This window comes from Draconibacterium halophilum (assembly GCF_010448835.1).
Classification (GTDB): domain Bacteria; phylum Bacteroidota; class Bacteroidia; order Bacteroidales; family Prolixibacteraceae; genus Draconibacterium; species Draconibacterium halophilum.
Genome location: NZ_CP048409.1, coordinates 2,857,707 through 2,873,667 on the forward strand (window position 1 = coordinate 2,857,707; position 15,961 = coordinate 2,873,667).

The 15,961-nt window shown below is 38.9% G+C and carries 12 protein-coding genes; 9 read left to right on the top strand and 3 right to left on the bottom strand.

From position 1 onward, the window contains the following. Positions 1-18: 18 nt before the first annotated feature. A complete protein-coding gene (gene sfsA, locus G0Q07_RS11415; protein WP_163346210.1) occupies positions 19-711 on the bottom strand; it encodes a DNA/RNA nuclease SfsA in 693 nt (230 codons plus the stop codon). A 23-nt stretch (positions 712-734) separates the two neighbouring features. Continuing rightward, a complete protein-coding gene (gene tsaD / locus G0Q07_RS11420; RefSeq protein WP_163346211.1) occupies positions 735-1,763 on the bottom strand; it encodes a tRNA (adenosine(37)-N6)-threonylcarbamoyltransferase complex transferase subunit TsaD in 1,029 nt (342 codons plus the stop codon). A gap of 183 nt (positions 1,764-1,946) precedes the next feature. Here tsaD and G0Q07_RS11425 point away from each other — a divergent pair, with 183 nt between their 5' ends. The 8 genes from G0Q07_RS11425 to G0Q07_RS11460 all read left to right on the top strand — a co-directional run bounded on the left by G0Q07_RS11425 (position 1,947) and on the right by G0Q07_RS11460 (position 13,276). Further along, positions 1,947-6,320 carry a translocation/assembly module TamB domain-containing protein gene (locus tag G0Q07_RS11425; protein ID WP_163346212.1) on the top strand — a complete coding sequence of 1,458 codons (4,374 nt, stop codon included), beginning with the start codon at positions 1,947-1,949 and terminating at the stop codon, positions 6,318-6,320. Positions 6,321-6,455: 135 nt separating this feature from the next. Beyond that, entirely contained in the window at positions 6,456-7,835 is a 1,380-nt protein-coding gene (nhaD, locus tag G0Q07_RS11430; RefSeq protein WP_163346213.1) for a sodium:proton antiporter NhaD, read from the top strand. Positions 7,836-7,985: 150 nt separating this feature from the next. Then, positions 7,986-8,678 carry a MotA/TolQ/ExbB proton channel family protein gene (locus G0Q07_RS11435; protein ID WP_163346214.1) on the top strand — a complete coding sequence of 231 codons (693 nt, stop codon included), beginning with the start codon at positions 7,986-7,988 and terminating at the stop codon, positions 8,676-8,678. 10 nt (positions 8,679-8,688) lie between these two features. Continuing rightward, a complete protein-coding gene (locus G0Q07_RS11440) occupies positions 8,689-9,096 on the top strand; it encodes an ExbD/TolR family protein (RefSeq protein ID WP_163346215.1) in 408 nt (135 codons plus the stop codon). A gap of 8 nt (positions 9,097-9,104) precedes the next feature. Beyond that, positions 9,105-10,184 carry a cell envelope integrity protein TolA gene (gene tolA, locus G0Q07_RS11445; RefSeq protein WP_163346216.1) on the top strand — a complete coding sequence of 360 codons (1,080 nt, stop codon included), beginning with the start codon at positions 9,105-9,107 and terminating at the stop codon, positions 10,182-10,184. 147 nt (positions 10,185-10,331) lie between these two features. After that, the gene (locus tag G0Q07_RS11450) at positions 10,332-11,255 is read left to right on the top strand and encodes a YitT family protein (RefSeq protein WP_163346217.1); all 924 of its coding nucleotides are present in this window, start codon (positions 10,332-10,334) and stop codon (positions 11,253-11,255) included. Positions 11,256-11,387: 132 nt separating this feature from the next. Continuing rightward, on the top strand, positions 11,388-12,182 hold the full coding sequence (locus G0Q07_RS11455; protein WP_163346218.1) for an SDR family NAD(P)-dependent oxidoreductase: 795 nt from the start codon (positions 11,388-11,390) through the stop codon (positions 12,180-12,182). A gap of 20 nt (positions 12,183-12,202) precedes the next feature. Beyond that, positions 12,203-13,276: a VOC family protein gene (locus tag G0Q07_RS11460; protein WP_163346219.1), complete on the top strand. Its 1,074-nt coding sequence runs from the start codon at positions 12,203-12,205 to the stop codon at positions 13,274-13,276. Positions 13,277-13,343: 67 nt separating this feature from the next. Here G0Q07_RS11460 and G0Q07_RS11465 read toward each other — a convergent pair whose 3' ends face one another. Next, positions 13,344-14,393, bottom strand: coding sequence for an aldose epimerase family protein (locus G0Q07_RS11465; RefSeq protein ID WP_203532524.1), 1,050 nt, complete (start codon positions 14,391-14,393; stop codon positions 13,344-13,346). A 273-nt stretch (positions 14,394-14,666) separates the two neighbouring features. Here G0Q07_RS11465 and G0Q07_RS11470 point away from each other — a divergent pair, with 273 nt between their 5' ends. Beyond that, the gene (locus G0Q07_RS11470; protein WP_163346221.1) at positions 14,667-15,872 is read left to right on the top strand and encodes an L-serine ammonia-lyase; all 1,206 of its coding nucleotides are present in this window, start codon (positions 14,667-14,669) and stop codon (positions 15,870-15,872) included. Positions 15,873-15,961 lie beyond the last annotated feature (89 nt).

The window sequence follows — 15,961 nt, forward strand, 5'->3', positions numbered from 1 at the left end:
AAATTTATTCCGGCTTTTTTATAGCTCAACGGGTAGTTTCCTACTTAAAACAATTCCGGTTGGTGTTACCTTCGCCTGCATTGGAATGATTTCCACTCCGGCTTCCGAGGCTTGTTTTAGCAAAGCAGCGTAATCCGGATCAATAGCCTTTGCAGGTGCAAAAACAGAAACATCGCTTCGTTGGATGATGTAAAGCATTACGGCGCGCATTCCCCGCTTTTTAACGTCCATTAATGTTTTTAAATGTTTCTGCCCTCGCGTGGTAACGGCATCGGGAAACAAAGCATATTCGCCTTCTTTCATACTAACATTTTTAACTTCTATAAAGCATTTTTCGTTTTCATTTTCAGCGTAAACATCAAATCGCGAGTCGCCAAATTTTACTTCGCGCTTTACGTTTGTATATCCGTTAAATTCGGGTAGCTCACCACTCGAGATGGCTTCGTAAGCCAATTTGTTTGGATTTCCGGTGTTAATGCCTACCCAATCGCCGTTTATCTTTATCATTTCCCAGGTAAACTTTGTTTTTCGTTTAGGATCGTCGACTGGTGTAAGGAAAACTTCTGCCCCATTTTCAAGGCAACTTTTCATCGATCCGGAGTTGGTACAATGTGTAATAACAACTTCACCTGTATCCAATTCAATATCAGCCAAAAACCGTTTATAACGTTTTATCAGCTTACCATGAACAAGTTCTTTTTCAAATATCAAAATGTTGAGTTTTCTTGAAGAATTTACAATTGAGTTCGCGCAAACGGAACAGCATCCTGCCCGGTAAATTCTTTGTTCAAATATTTGTAGTATCCGGTAATCGCAATCATCGCCGCATTATCCATTGTATATTCAAACTTGGGAATAATGAGATTCCATCTGTGTTTTTTTGCATTTTCCTGCAGTGCATTTCGTAGGCCCGAATTGGCCGAAACACCACCGGCAACGGTAATTTCATTAATTCCGGTTTCTTTAGCAGCTCGTTTTAATTTACTCAAAAGTATTTCAATAATGGTATGCTGTAATGATGCACAAAGGTCAGCCATATTTTCTTCCACAAAGTTTTCATTCTCTTTAAGGTTGTCGCGCAAAAAATACAGGAAATTTGTTTTAAGGCCACTAAAACTGTAATCTAAACCAGCAATTCGGGGTCGCGAAAACTCAAAACGGTTTGGATCACCTTCTTTTGCTAATCGATCTACATGGGGACCGCCAGGGTAAGGTAAGCCCATTACTTTTGCACATTTATCGAAAGCTTCTCCAGCTGCATCGTCAATCGTCTGCCCAATCACTTCCATGTCTAAATAATCGCGCACAAGAATAATCTGCGAATTTCCACCGGAAACGAGCAAGCACAAAAACGGGAAATTGGGCGCTTTTAATTCCACACCATTTTCTTTAATAAAAAGCGCCAACACGTGTCCCTGCAAGTGGTTTACTTCAATTAATGGAATTTTTGCTGCCAGCGAAAAACCTTTTGCAAAAGAGGTGCCTACCAATAACGATCCAAGAAGTCCGGGACCACGAGTAAAAGCAACAGCCGATATTTCATGGCGACGGATGTTGGCCCGTTTAATTGCCAGGTCCACCACCGGGATAATATTTTGCTGATGTGCACGCGAGGCCAGCTCGGGAACAACTCCTCCATAATCTTCATGAACTTTCTGCGATGCGACAACATTCGACAGAATTTCACCATCGCGAATGATGGCAGCTGAAGTATCGTCGCACGACGATTCGATACCCATTATAATAATTCCTTTGTTAGCCATATAAATCTTCCCTTTTTTACGTTACTAAAACAAGATAAACGCCGTTGGGTTTATATCTTTGCACTTATTAAAAATAAATAGTTAACAAAACGACATATCCTTTTCTTTGTTATTGATTGAAATGGATTATGTTCGCTCTAAAATTGCAAAACTATTAAAAAAGGCTGGAAAATAATTATTGTTTTGCTGACAGCATTTATAATGTTGCTGGGTGCTGGTATTGTGCTTATCCAAAACAGCTGGGTACAAACAAAAATAACCCAAAAAATAGCCAAAAATCTTTCGAAAGACCTGCAAACTGATATAACAATTGGCAAAGTTGATATTGGTTTTTTCAAACGTTTAGAACTTGAAGATGTACTGATTAAAGATAGGCTTGGTGATACCTTGATTTACAGCAAGCTGATTAGGACACGAATTGATACACTTAAATTTAAAAGCAGGCAAATTGTTTTAAAAGAACTGGACTTTTATAATAACCGTATATATATATCAAAAGACTCAACAGACGTGTTCAATTTTGGATTTCTGATCGAAGAATATGGAGCCAATCCGGAAAAGGATACCCTGAATGCCTGGACATTTGCCTGCCAGGAATTTAAGTTTAGCGATATGCAGATAAGATTTGAAAACAGCAGAAATGAAAGCTATCCCATTGTTGATGCTCGTAACTTAAATCTTAATGTCTCAAATTTTTATTCATACAGAGACTCCCTTTCATTCAGAATAGAAGATTTAAGTGTAAATTCCGGACAAAATTTGCAACTGAAACAGGCCGCGGCAGACATTACAAATGTTGGCAAAGTTCTTACTATTAACAACTTTAATATGGTAAGTAATGGTTCATCAATCACTAATACTGATATGCGTTTTCAGTTTTACACTGCCAAAGACTCGATGAACCGCACTTTCGACATGAATATCCAAATTGCAGATTCGGAAATTGGCATGCAGGAAATTGGCGCAATGATACCCTCGCTAAAAGGTATGAGGGAAAAAATTAAACTTTCAGGAATTATTTATGGTAGTTTGAACGACCTGAAAGGAAAAAATCTGTACCTGGAAACCGGTAATAAAACCAATGCTTTGCTCGACTTTTATGTGAATGACCTGCTAAATCCTGCCGATATGTATCTGTTTCTTGATCTAAAAAAATCAGAAACAACTTTTGAAGATATTAGCAGTATTCGACTACCAAGCAATGCAAAAAACAATTATATCCGATTTCCGGAAAGTTTTTATGAGGCAGGACAGCTGCATTTTAGAGGTAATTTTAGTGGCTTTTTAACTGATTTTGTAACTTTTGGTACGCTGGAAAGCGAAATGGGCACATTAACTACCGATATTTTAGTTATGCCCGAAAAAGAAGGGCAAATTTATTACCGCGGTAATATTGAAACAACCAACTTTCAGTTAGGAGAACTTTTTAAACAAGACCAGCTGGGAGCAATTACTTTACAAGGTTCTGCCGACGGGCAATTCAACAAAACCACAGAAGTTGTTTCCGGCATATTTAAAGGAACTATTGATAGTATAGAATACAACAACTACAATTATAAAAAACTATCATTCGATGGTATTTTACGCGAAAAAATGTTCGATGGCTTGCTTGAAATTCAGGATCCTAACCTCGATTTTACTTTTATTGGAGAACTCGATTTAAATAATGAAATTCCCCGATTTGATTTTAATTTAAACCTGAGGCACGCTTACCCCGGCAAGCTTAATTTAACGCAGAATTTCCCGGCAACCAATATGACTTTTAAAATGGATGCCAATTTTACCGGCGACAGAATTGACAATGTTAACGGAATGATTTCGGTTAAAGAAGGGGCTTACAGCAACCGATATGGAGAAGTAAACCTCGAGGGAATTGAGTTTCTTGCGAATCAACAAAATGATAAAAATAAACTTCGTATTGAGTCTGATTTTCTTGATGCCGAAATTCTGGGTACCTACAACTTTAAAAATTTAAAAAACTATTTCTTTCAATTGGTAAATCATTATGTTCCGGCAGCACAAATTACTACTTCCCCTTTAACAAGCAACCAAAACAATTTTAATTACAATATTAATGCTAAGGAAGTTAATCCACTTGTAAAAATATTTTTGCCGGATTTAGCTTTTGAAGGTCCGTTTTTGTTGTATGGAAAAATTAACGCTGCCCGAAAAAGACTGAGTTTGAACGGAAGTATTCCGGGAATAAAATACAAAGACAACTGGGCGCGCGATGTGTATATCGGTAACAATTCGTTGAATGGAATTTATAATTCAAAATTCAGAATTGGCGAACTTTATCAGAAAAGTGGACTTAAACTTTACAATTTTACGGTTGACACCAAAATAGCCGACAATGTAATTGACAATGCAATATCGTGGAGTAATTATGATGAACTGACTTACAGCGGTGCCATCAGAACACAATCAAAATTCTCCGTTTCCGATTCTTCCGGACATCGTCATATCGATATTTATGGCCAACCATCGCAAATTTATGTTGCCGATACTTTGTGGTCGGTCAATCCGTTTTATGCAAGCATCGATTCCACTGCCATCAAAGTCGAAGGATTTAAAATTCAACACCAGAATCAAGTCTTCGCCATCAATGGAAGCATGACAGATAAAAAAGCAGATGTTATCCATCTCGTCATGGAAAATATCGACTTAACTTACCTTGATAAATATTTCGAAAAGAAAATAGATGTGAAAGGAAAAGTAAATGGGTACATTGGTTTTTCCCGTTTACTTAACGAACCCGTTATTTTGTCCGATTTAAAAATCGATCGCCTTTCGTATAAGAATGAATACATGGGTACTATTTCCTTATCAACCCAGTGGAATCAGGCAAGCTCTGCCATCGATACAAAACTTAAAGTGATTCGGAATAATAAAACAAACTTTTATGCCACCGGAGCCTATACTCCATCCTCCGGAGCATTGGATTTTGATATAGAAGTTGACAGTGCCTCGTTATTAATCATGTCGGCTTTTATGCGTCAAAATTTTTCTAATTTTCGGGGAGTGGCATCCGGGAAAGTAAATCTTGGAGGGAACGTTAAAAGCATCCTTTTAAACGGTGCACTTTTGGGCTCAACCGCCGGTTTTACTATTGATGCCACTCAGGTTCCTTATCATTTTACCGACTCGGTATATTTTAAGGATCACCGTATTATTTTTGATAATATTATTGTTTTTGATGACCAAAACAATTCCGGGATTTTTGATGGCGAAATTTTTCAAAGAAATTTTCAGGACATGACTTATAACCTGAATTTTCGGTCGAATAAGATAAAAGCACTTAATACCAAACCCAAAGATAACGAACAATTTTATGGCGTGGTAATGGCCAACGGAGGCGTTGAAATTGAAGGACAGGCACAACGCGTTAATTTAAATTGCTTTGGAACAACTTTGCCTGGAACCGATATTAAAATATCGATGGAAAGCCAAACTGAACTCAAACAATATGACTTTCTGAAATTTGTAGAGCCTGATGTTGAAAAGGAAGAATCGACTTTTTTTACAAACGGATCAAGCAGAGAGGATGGAGGATTTAACTTAAGCATTACCGTTGAAGCCACTCCCGATGCAGAGGTTCAGCTTATTTACAATTCGCAAATAGGCGATGTAATTCGGGCAAAAGGTGAAGGAATCCTGCTTTTCGAAATGGACGATGAAGGGAACATGAGTCTCTCGGGAAATTATAATCCAACCGAAGGCGATTATTTATTCACATTGCAAAATGTAATGAACAAACGCTTTTCGATTGAACAAGGTGGTTCAATACTTTGGTCGGGCGACCCATACAATGCTGTTGTTGACTTACAGGCAATTTACAAACTAAAAGCCTCATTGTATGACTTACCAACAAGTTACCAGAATTTTTCACAAACCAATCGTGTGCCTGTAGAATGTATTATTAGCCTTAAGGACGAACTGGTTAATCCTACCATCGAATTCGACATAAATTTCCCGAATATTGAAGAACCGTTGCGTGATGAGTTGCAACAGTTTTTTAAAACTGAGGAGGAAGTGAACAAACAGATCCTGTCTTTGATCGTTCTCGGAAAATTTTATACACCTGATTATCTGCGTGGTACTTTTGAAGCCCAGAACCCGAATATGATCGGGACTACAGCAAGCGAAGTATTCTCAAACCAGCTTAGTAATTGGCTATCGCAAATAGATGAAAACTGGGATGTTGGAATTAATTATCGCCCGGGAAATCAGGTAACCGACGATGAAATTGAGCTGGCTTTAAGTACTCAAATTTTTAATGATCGGGTTACCTTAAACGGAAATATCGGTAATAATACCAATCAATACAGCACCAATAATAACAATAGTAGCCAGATTGTTGGCGACTTTGAGATGAGCGTAAAACTGGTTCCCAGCGGAAAAATTCTGTTTAAAGTTTACAATCGGTCAAATAACAATCTGATTTACGATACAGCTCCTTATACTCAGGGCATAGGTCTGTCTTTTAAGGAGGAGTTTAACTCTATTGATGAACTTGTTAAAAAATTCAGTTCTATATTTAATAAGAAAGATAGGTAGATAAATAGTTATTTTTTCTTTTATAGAATGTTACATTTTTAACAAATAAAAAAAGAATTCCAGAAATATCTTTTATAAACCCAAACTTCAAGTACTTTTGTTGCCCAAAAAAAAAATCAAACTACTTTTTATATTATGTTTATATTAATGGTTGTCGTATTTGTTCTGGGTTATACTGCAATAGCACTGGAGCATCCTCTAAAAGTCGATAAAGCTGCATCGGCTTTAATTATTGGCACATTATGCTGGGTTGTTTATGTTCTTGGTGCTGAAGGTATTTTACACCTGGGATTTAGCCCAACATGGAAAGCATTTCTAGCCGCTCATCCCGATTCGCATGGATTACATGCTGCACATGAGTTTATTGTTGAATCTGAAATAATTCATCACTTAGGAGAAATTAGTGAGATTTTATTCTTCCTGCTCGGCGCAATGACCATTGTTGAAGTTGTTGATCAACACGAAGGATTTAAAATTATTACCGACAAAATTAAGACTACTAATAAAGTTAAACTACTATGGATACTTAGTTTACTTACATTTTTCATGTCGGCATTACTCGATAACCTTACAACAACAATCGTTCTTGTTGCATTACTCCGAAAACTTATCGATGATAAACAAACCCGCTGGTTCTTTGCCAGCATGGTTATACTTGCGGCCAATGCCGGTGGAGCATGGTCGCCAATTGGAGATGTAACTACCATTATGTTGTGGATTGGTGCTCAGGTAACAGCCGGTAATATTATTGCTAATGTATTCTTACCTAGCTTGGTATGTATGGTTGTTCCGCTAGCAATACTTTCCGTCACAATGAAAGGCAATGTTGCCCGTCCGGTAATTGCTGAAGATGAAATAGAATACACTACTGAAAAAGAACGAATTTTATTCCTGATATTAGGGGTGTGTGGACTGCTGTTTGTGCCTGTATTTAAAACGGCCACACACTTGCCACCCTATATGGGAATGCTACTTTCATTAGGTCTTTTATGGGTTGTTGGCGAAATAGTGCATAAAGACAAGCCAAAAGCAATTAAAGATAAACTTAAAGTTACAGCTGTTCTTCAGCGTGTTGATGTACCAACCGTATTGTTTTTCCTTGGTATACTTTCGGCAGTTGCGGCATTACAATCTGCAGGGCATTTAAATATTCTGGCAACTTATCTCGATAATAATCTTGGAAATATTTACTTGATCGACCTTGCTATTGGCGTACTTTCTTCAGTTGTTGATAATGTTCCGCTGGTTGCTGGCGCAATGGGTATGTACCCAATTGCCGATGCCGGTGCTGTTGGTTACCAGGTTGCTTTCGTTCAAGACGGTCCATTCTGGGAATTTTTGGCATATACAGCAGGTACCGGTGGCAGTATATTAATTATTGGTTCGGCTGCCGGTGTTGCTGCAATGGGACTTGAAAAAATCGATTTTATATGGTACCTGAAAAAAATCAGCTGGCTGGCCTTTATAGGTTATTTGGCAGGTGCTGCAACTTATTACGTTATGTTTGGCTTGTAAACTATCAAAAAACAGTTGTTCATAACTAAATAACATAGGACTGACAAAGCAAACAAAGCGGTAAAAATATTGCTTATTTTAGCGAGGTATAATATTTGAGGTTATACCTCGTTTTTATTTTAGAATTGTAAAAAAAATAATTGGATAAACATGTTTAATTTATTGATGATTCAAGCTGATCTTCCGCAAGAGATGGAGGCTATGGCAACCGAGCCGGAAGGCATTTCAACAAAATTTATCGATCTGGCGATGAAAGGTGGATGGATTATGCTCCCGATTTTGTTTTTATCGGTAGTTGCCGTTTACATTTTTTTCGACAGATATTTTGCCATTAAAAAAGCCGGGAGGTTTGATTCAAGTTTGCTCGAGAAAATAAAAGTTTACATTACTACAAGTAAGATTGATGCCGCGATTGCACTTTGCCGTAGCAATCCAAACCCTGCTTCGCGTATGTTGGAAAAAGGTATCAGCCGTATTGGCCGGCCACTAACAGATGTAAATGCCGCCATTGAAAATGTAGGTAACCTCGAGATCTCAAAATTGGAGAAAGGACTTCCGGTTTTGGCATCGGTAGCCGGTGGAGCTCCGATGATCGGATTTCTTGGCACAGTTATGGGAATGATTCAGGCATTTTACGATATGTCGAACGCTGGAAACAATATTGATGTAACGCTTCTTTCAACTGGTATTTACCAGGCAATGGTAACTACAGTTGCCGGATTGATAGTTGGTATTATTGCATACTTCGCCTACAATATTCTTGTTGCGAATGTTGAAAAAGTGGTTTTTAAAATGGAAGCTACCACTTCTGAATTTATGGATTTGTTAAACGAACCAGCATAACCTGAAGTAAATGGCACTAAAAAAGAGAAATAAAGTAAATGCTGCATTTAGCATGTCGTCAATGACCGACATTGTATTTCTGTTGCTTATTTTCTTTATGGTTACCTCTACACTGATTGCGCCAAATGCATTGAAGCTGTTGCTCCCACAAAGTAACAATCAAACAGCAGCCAAGCCAATCACAACCATATCGATTACATCCGATTTGAAATACTATATTAACGACGATAATAATCTTCAGCGAATAAACTTTGCCGAAATTGAACCATTTTTAAAAAATAAGTTTGGTTCAGGCAACGATGATATTTTTATCTCCTTACATGCCGACCAACAGGTGCCTGTTAACGAGGTCGTAAAAATTATGAACATTGCCCGCCGAAATAAGTATAAGATGATACTGGCAACATCGGCTGAATAGAAAAGTAGATGATAGAGAGAGAGGAATATAGCGAAAAGAAAAAAGGACTTGCCGGAACGATTATTTTTCACGTAATCGTGCTGATATTATTGCTTGTACTTGGTTTTTTTACACCACTTCCTCTCCCCGGAGAAGAAGGTATTCTGGTTAACTTTGGTGATTCAGAAACCGGATTAGGCAACCGCGAACCAAGTCCGGCACGCAGGCAACAACAAACATCTCCTCCTCCACCTCAATCGGCACAAAAACAATCTACGCCCCCACCTGTAAAACAAACTCCTCCACCTCCTGTAGAAACGTCGGAGCCTGAACCTGCCGAGGAAGTGGCAATGACTCAGGATTACGAAGAAACGGTAGCGATTGATGCCGCCGAGAAAAAGAAAAAGGAAGAAGAGCGTAAACGTCAAGAAGAGCTGGAAGAAAAAAGGCGTAAGCAACAGCAAGAAATACAACGTAAACGAACCGAAGAAGCAGAGCAAAAACGATTGGAAGAAATAGAACGTCAACGACAAGAAGAAATTGAACGCCAGCAAAAAGAAGAGGCAGAAAGAATTGCCCGCGAAGAAGCCGAACGTAAAGCACGTGAAGAGGCTGAACGCCAGCGAAAATTAGAAGAAGAACGAAAAATTTCTGAAATAAACTCGCGTACACAAGGTGCATTTGCCAACAGCGGATCGGGCGACGGAGGAACCGGTAGCGGCGAGGGCCAAAGCCAGGGAGTTACTTTCCCAGGAGGAAACCAGGGCGTTCCAACCGGCGATCCAAATTCAGGAAATTATGGCGATGGTGGCAGCGGCTCCGGAAATCAGGGGTCGGGTATTTCGTTCAGTTTATCAGGACGATCGGCAAAATCACTCCCAAAACCCAACTACCCAGCCAACGATGCAGGAATTGTAGTTGTAAAAGTTACGGTCGATAAATATGGCAAAGTAACCTCAGCCGAACCCGGTGTGCGTGGAACAACAATTGCCAATAAAGTATTTTGGGACGAAGCCAAACAGGCTGCTTTAAAAGCAAAATTTAATCTTGACGAAGATGCGCCGGCATTTCAGCAAGGAACAATTTCTTATCGCTTTACACTCGATTAGTCTTCAAAGCGAAAACCAAGTACATATCTTCCATATTTTAGCAAAACAACCTTCCTTAGTTGTTGTTTTTAACGATCATTATTTGCTGACAATTATCTGTTTTTTAATCCATTAAAATTGTGTTCTTTTGCGAAAAATTTCAGCGCAATGGCATTCTTAACAAAAGACAAAATTTTCAGTAAAAAGTGGATTCAGGACAACCTGCTTTTAGTCACCGGCTCATTTATATTGGCAACCGCTTTTGTATTTTTTGTTACACCACATAAAATTGTTCCCGGCGGTGTTTATGGTATTGCCATTGTAGTGCATTATTTAACAGCAGGCGTTTTCTCCTTTTGGCCCGAGGGAATACCGGTAGGTACTTTTGCACTATTGATTGACATTCCACTGATTATTGCCGGGATTAAAATTCTAGGACCACGTTTTGGAATTAAAACGATCACAGGTTCGGTGTTAACGGCTGTTTTCACTGATTTTCTTACTCTTATGCGCCCTGATGCAAAAGTTCCATTGGTGGACGATATTCTTTTATCTTGCTTATTTGGTGGCGTGCTGATGGGCTTCGGTTTAGGATTGATTTTTAAGTCGCGTGCTACTTCCGGCGGATCGGATATTATTGCCATGATCATTGGCAAATACACACACATACAGATTGGCAGACTGATGATTTATGTTGATTCGGTAATTGTTTTATTTGGATTAATTGCGTTTGGCGATTGGGCAATCCCACTCTACTCTTTAATTGTAATTTATATCTGTGGAAAACTGATTGACACTGCACTTGAAGGCGTCAGTTATAACAAAGCTCTTATTATTGTTTCGCGAAAACATGCAGAGATAAAAGAAAAACTGTTGATAGATTTGGAACGTGGCGGGACATACCTGAATGGAGAAGGCATGTTTACCGGAGAACAAAAACAGATTATTTATACGGTTGTTAGTCGACGCGAGGTAGCCATTTTACAGGAGTTTATCAGTAAAATTGATCCCGATGCATTTATTACCGTTATGGACACTAAAGAAATACTTGGCGAAGGCTTTCAGAGCCTAAATCAGAAACTTAACAATTAAGAGGCAATACAAATCAAAATCACATTTTCAGAATCTTAACTTTTTTAATTTTAAGGTGGTAAAATCAGTTGTAATCGTTTTGTTCAGCTGAATATTCTGTTATCTTCGTGGCACGCTGAAAGTATGTAATAAATGGATTTTTCCGGAAAAACAATATGGATTACAGGAGCATCATCGGGCATTGGGAAAGCGGTAGCTGTTGAGTTGTCGTCGAATAATGTAACGCTCATTCTTTCAGGCAGAAAAGAACAGGCCTTAAAAGAGACCGAAAAAATCTGCGTAAAAAACGGTTGTCAAACAATTGTTTTGCCTTTTGATTTGGGCAACGAACAATCCATTGAAACTGCTGCTCAATTCATTTCAGAAAACAACATAAAAGTTGATGCACTATACCAGTTTGGTGGTATCAGTCAGCGTTCGTTTGTAGCTGAAACTCCGGTTAGTGTCGATCGTAAAATTTTCGAAGTAAATTATTTTGGAACCATCGCATTAACTAAAAAGGTTTTACCGCAAATGATTAAAAATGGCGGCGGGCAAATTGCCGTAACATCAAGTATTGTTGGTAAATTTGGTTTTCCGTATAGGTCGTCGTACTCTGCATCGAAACAAGCACTACACGGTTTTTTCGAAAGTTTACGGGCCGAGAACACAAAAAACAAGATCGCAGTATCGATTATCATTCCCGGACGTATAAAAACAAATATATCGGTGAATGCAATCGATAAAGAGGGCAAAACACATTCGAAAATGGATGCCGGACAAGACTCCGGAATGTCGGCAGAAAAATGTGCAAAAGTGATTTGCCAAAAACTGAAAAAAGAAAGAAAAGAAATATTGGTAGGTGGTTCAGAGGTTATTATGGTACACATCCGTCGGTTTCTGCCGCGTTTGTATTACTACATGGCTTCGCGCGTGAAACCACTATAATTTATAAGTATTAAGCGAGTATGAAAGCACAAATTAACGGAATCCAGCAACTAGGAGTTGGTGTTGAAAATCTTCAGGAGGCATGGAAATGGTATCGCGAACATTTCTCTATGGATATTAGAATGTTTGAAGATGAAGCGACGGCGGAATTGATGCTGGCGCATACAGCAGGAAAAACACGCGACAGAAGAGCTGTATTGGCGCTTAATATGCAAGGTGGCGGAGGTTTTGAAATATGGCAACACACCGGAAAAAAGCCTGAGCCAATCAATTTTGAAATTCAACTGGGTGATTTAGGCATTAATATTGGCAAAATAAAAACCGAGAATGTTCAGGCCGTTTACGATAAATTCAAAGCATCGAAACTCAATCTGCTCACTCCTATTTCAAAAGATCCGGCTGGCAACGATCACTTTTTCATGAAGGATATTTATGGAAACATGTGGGAAATAAAAGACCAGGAAGGTGTTTTCCGTAAAAAAGAAAAATCGTTAAGTGGCGGAGTGCTCGGAACGGTAATAGGGGTAAAAGACATTGACTCCAGTTTGAAGGTTTACCAGAATATTCTGCAATACGATGAAATTGTATACGATAAAACAGAAGTTTTTGAAGATTTAAAAGGCATCCCTGGTGGAGACAAAAAATTCCGCAGAGTTTTGTTGCGTCATTCGGATGTTAAACAAGGCGCTTTTAGCCCGTTTTTTGGACAGTCGGTTATCGAGCTGGTTCAGGCGTTTGATTACAAACCAAAAGACATTTACGAAGGAAGAATTTGGGGAGATCCGGGTTTTATTCACCTTTGTTTCGATATAAACGGCATGGATCAGTTTCGCGAAAAAGCAAAAGCCATTGGTTATCCTTTTACTGTTGACAGTGCAAAAGCTACCGAATCATTCGACATGGGCGAAGCCGCCGGAAACTTTGCTTATATCCAGGCACCCGAAGGTACATTGATCGAATTTGTAGAAACACATAAAATACCAATTATCAAAAAAATAGGCTGGTATATCGATTTCCGCAAACGTGGCTACCACCCGCTTCCGAATTGGATCATGAATATGTTCCGTTTTATGCGGGTAAAAGACAAGAAATAAAAGAATAACCTTATACAAAAAGAGGAGACACATAGTGTATCTCCTCTTTTTTCGTTTGCTTTATTTCTTATTTTACTGAGAATTTGTAAATAGTAGTAGACTTTAAAGTCTCACCTGGTTTTAACAATGTAGTTGGGAAATTGGGTTGATTTGGACTATCAGGATAATGCTGGGTCTCCAAACAAAAACCGGTTCTTTTTGTATATTCTTTTCCAGCTTTTCCTATTTCAGTACCTTTTAAATGGTTGCCAGTATATAACTGCACACCGGGTTCAGTTGTACTCACTTCCATGTATCGGCCACTTTCAGGCTCATAAGCACTTGCTGCAAAAGCAAGTTCACCTTCAGCTTTATTAATAATATAATTAAAATCGTAACCAATTCCATACTGTAACATAGGATGGTCACTATCAATTCTTTCACCAATTTTATGCGGAATAGTAAAGTCCAGAGCTGTTCCTCTGATGTCCGTAATTTCACCTGTAGGAATCATTGCCGAACTCCCCACCGGAGTTGATTTATCAGCATTAATTACAAGAACATGGTCAAGAATATCGCCGTTTCCTTCACCTCGCAAATTAAAATAACTGTGATTCGTTAAATTAAAATGACATGCTTTATCTGTTGTCACTTTATAGTCAATTTTCAACTCGTTTTCGTCAGTTAAAGTATAGGTAACCTGCACTTCTTTATTTCCCGGAAAGCCAAATTCTCCATCAGCGCTTTCCAGGCTAAAAACAACTGAGTTTTCATTTTCCTTGTAATCCCAAACTTTTCGGTACCAACTATCCGGCCCTGAATGTAAACAAGCTTCTCCATTGTTTACCGGAAAATGATACGTTTCGCCATCGATTGTAAAACTGGCATTGGCAATTCTATTTGCAAAAGGCCCAACCACAGCCCCATGACTTGCGCCATATTTCTGGTACTCTTCAATCGATTTAAATCCTAAAAGCACATCAGCGAACATCCCGGTTCGGTCCGGCGCATAAATCGAAACAATTTTTGCTCCGTAATTGGTCATTGCAACCGTCATTCCATTTTTATTTTTTAAAATAAAAAGTTGGGTTGTTTTCCCGTCGATCATACTCTCAAAATCGGATTTTGAAAAAGGCATTTCTATTTCTTTTTCCTGTTTACTTGAACAAGATATAAATAATAGAATCAGTATAAAAAGGCTTAGGTTTTTCATTCTTTTATAGATTATTGAATTAGACTTATAAAAATAATAAATATACTTATCAATCATAGATATAATAGAAGCTAAATTACACGAGTTAGCCCCGGAAATAGGTTTTAAAAATATCTATGATTCATTCATCAGAAAACTCGCAAAAATCATTGTGAATCTCAAATTTGTAGCTTTCATTTGCACAAGACAATTTAGACAATGGAATCGATAAAAGAAATCTACAAAATAGGACATGGCCCTTCCAGCAGTCATACGATGGGGCCCAAAAAAGCTGCCGAGAAGTTTTTGGCGGAAAACAAAAATGCAGATCGTTTTGAGGTAACCTTGTTTGGCAGTCTGGCAGCTACAGGAAAAGGCCACCTCACCGATTATGCCATCGAACAAAGTTTCGGCAATCGTCCATTGCAAATTAACTGGGAACCAAAAACCTTTCTTCCCGGACATCCAAATGCCATGCGTTTCAAGGCTTTTAGCAGTGAAAGTGAGCTGTTGAAAGACTGGACATGTTACAGCGTTGGCGGTGGTGCTATTATTGATGATTTCACCAAATCGGAAACCGTTGAGGTGTACGAGCATACCACCATGGCCGAAATATTAGACTGGTGTAACCGTAACGGAAAAAGTTTCTGGGAATATGTTGCCGAATTCGAAGAACCGGACATCTGGGACTATTTGGAGGAAGTTTTGCATGTAATGTTCGACAGTATTAAACGCGGTTTGAAAACCGATGGAGTATTGCCGGGTGGTTTAAAACTTCCACGAAAAGCGCAGAGTTTCAATACTAAAGGGCATAACTTTGCAACACCTTTTAAGCGACGTTCGCAACTGTTTTCCTATGCATTGGCAGTTATGGAAGAAAATGCTGCCGGTGGAAAAATAGTAGCTGCACCAACTTGTGGTGCCAGTGGTGTTCTGCCTGCCATTTTAAAGTATTTTAAAAAAATTCACAAAAGCGACAAAACAACCATTCTTAGGGCACTGGCAACCGCCGGCGTTATTGGGAACCTTGTAAAAACAAACGCATCAATATCGGGAGCTGAAGTAGGTTGCCAGGGAGAGGTTGGAACCGCATGTGCAATGGCGTCAGGCGCCGCTACGCAAATGATGGGCGGTACCATTTATCAAATTGAATATTCCGCAGAAATGGGCCTCGAACATCACCTGGGACTTACCTGCGATCCGGTAGCTGGATTGGTGCAAATTCCGTGTATCGAGCGTAATGCATTTGCTGCTGAACGTGCGGTATCTCATAACAATTACGCTTTACTAACCGACGGACGTCACCGGATTAGTTTTGATGAAGTGGTGGAAACCATGTATAAAACAGGAATAGATTTGCAAAGTAAGTACCGCGAAACATCGGAAGGCGGACTAGCCATTTTTGATGCCTTGCCGAACTGCTAGTAATAACTCTAACTCTTCCGTTAAAGTCGTCATTCCGAATTTATTTCGGAATCTTTAGATAAACAAAGATGCTGAAACAAGTTCAGCTT

Bases quoted from the DNA above. Each gene is read 5' to 3' on its own strand.
- tsaD (WP_163346211.1), bottom strand. From the start codon at position 1,763: ATGGCTAACAAAGGAATTATTATAATGGGTATCGAATCGTCGTGCGAC.
- nhaD (WP_163346213.1), top strand. From the start codon at position 6,456: ATGTTTATATTAATGGTTGTCGTATTTGTTCTGGGTTATACTGCAATA.
- G0Q07_RS11435 (WP_163346214.1), top strand. From the start codon at position 7,986: ATGTTTAATTTATTGATGATTCAAGCTGATCTTCCGCAAGAGATGGAG.
- G0Q07_RS11440 (WP_163346215.1), top strand. From the start codon at position 8,689: ATGGCACTAAAAAAGAGAAATAAAGTAAATGCTGCATTTAGCATGTCG.
- tolA (WP_163346216.1), top strand. From the start codon at position 9,105: ATGATAGAGAGAGAGGAATATAGCGAAAAGAAAAAAGGACTTGCCGGA.
- G0Q07_RS11450 (WP_163346217.1), top strand. From the start codon at position 10,332: ATGGCATTCTTAACAAAAGACAAAATTTTCAGTAAAAAGTGGATTCAG.
- G0Q07_RS11455 (WP_163346218.1), top strand. From the start codon at position 11,388: ATGGATTTTTCCGGAAAAACAATATGGATTACAGGAGCATCATCGGGC.
- G0Q07_RS11460 (WP_163346219.1), top strand. From the start codon at position 12,203: ATGAAAGCACAAATTAACGGAATCCAGCAACTAGGAGTTGGTGTTGAA.
- G0Q07_RS11465 (WP_203532524.1), bottom strand. From the start codon at position 14,393: ATGCCTTTTTCAAAATCCGATTTTGAGAGTATGATCGACGGGAAAACA.
- G0Q07_RS11470 (WP_163346221.1), top strand. From the start codon at position 14,667: ATGGAATCGATAAAAGAAATCTACAAAATAGGACATGGCCCTTCCAGC.